The 4378-nt window shown below is 43.6% G+C and carries 4 protein-coding genes and 1 pseudogene; 4 read left to right on the forward strand and 1 reads right to left on the reverse strand.

Annotated elements, in window-relative coordinates; genetic code table 11:
* The 3 genes from FYJ85_RS23460 to FYJ85_RS22655 all read left to right on the forward strand — a co-directional run.
* A partial coding sequence (locus FYJ85_RS23460; RefSeq protein WP_206213421.1) for a hypothetical protein occupies window positions 1-187 on the forward strand: 187 nt, incomplete at its 5' end.
* A 56-nt stretch (window positions 188-243) separates the two neighbouring features.
* The gene (locus FYJ85_RS22650) at window positions 244-1272 is read left to right on the forward strand and encodes a tetratricopeptide repeat protein (RefSeq protein ID WP_154420957.1); all 1029 of its coding nucleotides are present in this window, start codon (window positions 244-246) and stop codon (window positions 1270-1272) included.
* Window positions 1273-2451: 1179 nt separating this feature from the next.
* Entirely contained in the window at window positions 2452-3201 is a 750-nt protein-coding gene (locus FYJ85_RS22655) for a M15 family metallopeptidase (protein ID WP_154420958.1), read from the forward strand.
* A gap of 353 nt (window positions 3202-3554) precedes the next feature.
* On the opposite strand, the pseudogene FYJ85_RS24520 reads toward FYJ85_RS22655, so the two are convergent.
* Window positions 3555-3674: pseudogene (locus FYJ85_RS24520) on the reverse strand (helix-turn-helix domain-containing protein); the annotation flags it as partial.
* Between the two features lie 571 nt (window positions 3675-4245).
* On the opposite strand from FYJ85_RS24520, the gene FYJ85_RS24525 reads away from it, so the two are divergent.
* Window positions 4246-4378 (forward strand): DUF4372 domain-containing protein (locus tag FYJ85_RS24525; protein WP_154420959.1); only part of this gene is annotated, 133 nt, incomplete at its 3' end.

Genomic DNA, 4378 nt, shown 5'->3' on the forward strand with positions numbered 1-4378 from the left:
AGTCCGTCCTTGGCGCTTCCCCGGTCAGCCAAAAAAATTCGTGTTTTTTTCAATCAAGGTCGGCACAATAAATTCAGGAACTTCTCTCGATTCGCGGGAGCAGTTCAAAAAAACAGGAAAACTTGAAATAATTATATTTTTTGTTATTTTATTTGTATTATTCCTGATCTTCGGCTCGGGAGATTAAGAAATTAGTTTAATATAATCATCGACAAAAAACTACAAATATTGGAAAATATTAATATGCTGAAAATAAAATGGCTGACTACGACCACCTGCGGCCTTGCTTCTGCTGCAGTGGTATTGGGTTGTAAAGCCTGTCCTCTGCCTGCATCAATATCGCAGGATATGACTGTTACGACACTGGCGGCGTATGATCCCGCGCGCCCATTTAGCGATTTACCGGCAGTCGCCGACAGCGGCAAGAAGGTGGCGGTAGACGGCCTCCTGTTCCCGGTCAGCAGCGCCGCCGGGAATGTCGGCTATATGCTGCTGGAAGCACTCGGAAACGACAACTTCCGAACAATCTGTTTCGTTTATGCTCCGAACCCGCAGCAGCTCGATAAATTCGCCGGGAAGATAGTGCAGGCCGTCGGCCGAAGCTACCGGGTCGAGGGATGGGAAATGCCGGTAATGAGGCTCGAAACGATTTCCGTTAATGAGACCGAAACCGATATGAAAGTCAGCGCCGCCGTGGAGACCCGCGCACAGCTTGAGCTTGGAACCAGATACTATAACCGTCAGGATTACGCTGCCGCCATCCCGCATTATCAGAAGGCCGCCGCCAGCGGATCAAAGCGGGCGCAGTTCTATCTGGCTAAATGCCGCTTTTTCGGACAGGGAGTCACCGGTAACAAAGCCGAAGCCCTGAAGGAGATTACCGTCTTGGCCGAGAAGGGACACGGCGAATCTCAATTCTTCCTGGCGGTCTGCTGTTATACTGGTGATGGTATGGAACCCAACCGTCCTGAGAGTTGGAAATGGTGCCGCCGCGCCGCTGAAAATAACGTCACCGGAGCCGTACTCAAAATGGTTGAATACTACGATGAGGTGGAGCCGGATAAAGAACAACTGGCATTCTGGGCCGGGAAAGCAGTCGAACATGCCGACAAGGGGGATGCAACGGCGCAATTCTGGGTCGGGCTCTGGTACTCCAAAGGCGGCGTGATTCAGAAAGAACCGGACGAAGCTAAATGCCGGGAGTACATCAGACGCGCCGCAGAACAGCAGCATCCCGATGCCGTTAAACTGATGAACGCATTTGAAAAATAATGCCTCTTCTGCACTTTGTGAAAAATTGAACTCAAATGACCACCTGTAATTTGCGGTTTGGCAGATCATATATTTTCAGGATCATATACTCATCATCCCGATAGCCGTATGCCTGGCGCAACATCGTACGTACCTTGTATGAAACAATACACTTCGGTGATATAGTCTTCCGTGAGCATGCTTGAATACCTTTCTAAGTTGGTTGCAGCTAACCTAACTTAATCGATATTTCGGCTATTAATAGCCCAAGCATGCTCTTTTTCGTTTTTTACCAATAAAACTTGCACACGGCGTTTATTATTTTCAATATATAGTCATTGACGGAGAAGTTTCTTTTGTCTTACTTTTCTCTTATGAAGGTGTGTTTCAGACCTTCTCCCGGTAAATTCTCCGGGGGAGTAAAGGTCTAGGCTTTTTGATTGGAGAGCATTTTTTGATGGAAACACACGTTGGAAAGCAGATTTTTGATTATCAATTTTTCTCTGTCATACATTCATTTTGTGATCTTTTATCAAAATAACATCTTGGTAATTAATGAATAAAACAAAATTTACCTACAAAGGACATATGTTCAAAAAATCAAAAGGTCGGTTACCATATTCACGCAATTCATAACAAAAGTCTTTGTCTCTTCTCCGTTTTGAGCCAGTTTTTTTGAAAAAAGTTGTACCAAATGCGTCAAGAGGGGGCTGGCACATGAGAAGAAGAGTTATTAAAAGATAAATAGCCAATCTTTTTGAAATTGGCTCAATTGTGAAGTGGGAATGTCAACTATTACAATTTTTAATTGTGCCAAGCTGGCACATGTAACACTATATATCGTAACCACATCAACGAATATCCTGAAGTGCGTATCAAATATTTTGTGCCGGATGAACGCAAAAGCGGAGGGGCAATAGTTGAGGGGTTTGGAGTTGTCAAAAAAATATCCGACGCAGATGCAACCGTCACGCTGGCTGACGGTTGTAAAATTCGATTATCAGACATCGTTGATTTGAGCATTGGCTGACTTGCTTATTTGCAAATTTTGATTTTTTTCATTTTTTTTCGGTTGTAATTATATTTTTGTATGGTATATTAGACAGGTTATGGGTTGCACCTTTGTGCAATCTGTTTTTTTGCGAATCTTGCGAGTTTGCCGGATAGCGGAAATCACAACAAAGCAACAGGAAACTTAATATGAATGAATTATGCTTCATTATATCGGCAGGGGCATGCTTACTGCTTTCAGCATGTTCGGTTTATACGCCTGCAACTCCACCATCCGGATTTATACATATTTCAGATGTAGTGCCGGATGCAATTCTTGAAATCCGCTATTTTTCCACCTATAACTTTGTCGGGGAACGGATCGATGGTTACGAACAGCCTACTGCATTGCTTACCGTGGAGGCTGCCACAGCTCTGAAAGCGGTCAGTGATGATGTCAAAGCACAAGGTTACCGTCTGAAAATATTTGATGCCTACCGTCCCCAGCGGGCTGTCAACCATTTTGTTGCTTGGGCAAAAAAGGCGGAAGATGTACGCATGAAGCCATATTTTTACCGGAATCTGGATAAAAGCGTTCTCTTCCCGCGTGGCTACATTGCGGAGAAATCCGGACACAGTCGGGGCAGCACGGTCGACTTGACACTATTTGATATCGCGACAGGCAAAGAAGTCGATATGGGAGCAACCTTTGACTGGTTCGGCAAGGAAAGCCACTCTGACTGGTGCGGCAATCCTGAAACGGGAAAATATACCGGAAAATTCCCCGGCAATACTCCGCCAACCGATGGTGAAATTAATGAGGTGCAATTCAAAAACCGGATGATTTTACGCAAGGCGATGATTCGTCACGGCTTCCGGCCGCTTCCGGAAGAATGGTGGCACTTCACGCTGGCAAAAGAACCCTATCCGGATACTTATTTCACTCATCCTGTCAAGTGAATCACCCTCCTTCGTTGAGATGGTCGGTTCCGTTCACTGTGGAATGAACACCGGCGACAAGCCTGTTATCCTTGATATGTTCTACCTTTCGCAGAAAGGAATGCCGCTTGCCCTCCAGCATCCCGAGATCCCGATGAAGTAAGGGCGGAATGCAGTGCATACGGAATTTCAGAGATGACCTTTGAGTCCTGCTGAAATTCCGTTTTTTATTTTTCTGCAAAGAGCAGTCTAAAAACTCCGTATCGGGATGCAATGGTCGACGATTTTTGAAAAAACAGCAAAAAATCAATTTTTCTTCTGTTGTACGATAGTTACCGGATTATCAGAAAATTGAACTCGGCTTTTGTATCCTTTTAATTTTGGCATCCGGCATCTTTCAGCCATGCTTTTACCGTTGTTCGTCCGACTCCGGTTTGTGCTGTAATTTGAGCAATGGTTGCTCCGTCTTTGCGTGCATTGATTACCTCCAGCCTTTTTCTTCGCTGTACTTCTTGATCATTTCTTGTTTCCTTTCTGTTTTACTTAATGATCTGACGGAATACATAAGATAGCATTTTGAGCAGAAAAAATCATTTTTTGCAAAAAAAATGTTGACGAAGCACGCTATTAATAGAGAGGCTTCTCTCCTGTTTTTAATTACCAAAGAAAGGATTTTTTTATGGAACTATGTCATTATTAAATTCAAGCGGATTTATTCCGACAATTCGGTATTACAAGTATGTAATGGATGCAAAAACGACACCTTGTGCGAGTTGCCTGCGTTTTGCCGGAGAAATTTTTGCTGAAAATGATGTAAATATTCCATTTCTGCCACGGCATCCCAACTGCGATTGTTTTTTGTTGAAGTCGATCAAGAGGAATATATCAAACAGAAAAATTTTGAATTCGGAAAAATGACTCACGATAAATGGAGCAAACAAAGTAATGAAGAAAAATATTTGTGGTCACACCTGTCCTAACAAACTTTTGAAGGGGTGAAAAAAGTGGAGCCAACTTGTCCGTAATAGTATATTACGGTTGCCTAAACCACAAGGAGGCTCCGTAATGAAGAATACATCAGTCAGTCTTTTTCGTCAAGTGTTGGATTTGATACCGAAGCGAGAATTTGAAGAAATAGTCATGAAACACAATGGAGACAAGCGAAAACAGTCCTTTGACAGTTGGGCACATTTTGTGT

Source organism: Victivallis lenta, assembly GCF_009695545.1.
Lineage (GTDB): Bacteria > Verrucomicrobiota > Lentisphaeria > Victivallales > Victivallaceae > Victivallis > Victivallis lenta.

What these genes read in the sequence shown, in the direction of transcription:
- FYJ85_RS22650 (WP_154420957.1), top strand. Translation starts at nt 244, where the DNA reads ATGCTGAAAATAAAATGGCTGACTACGACCACCTGCGGCCTTGCTTCT.
- FYJ85_RS22655 (WP_154420958.1), top strand. Translation starts at nt 2,452, where the DNA reads ATGAATGAATTATGCTTCATTATATCGGCAGGGGCATGCTTACTGCTT.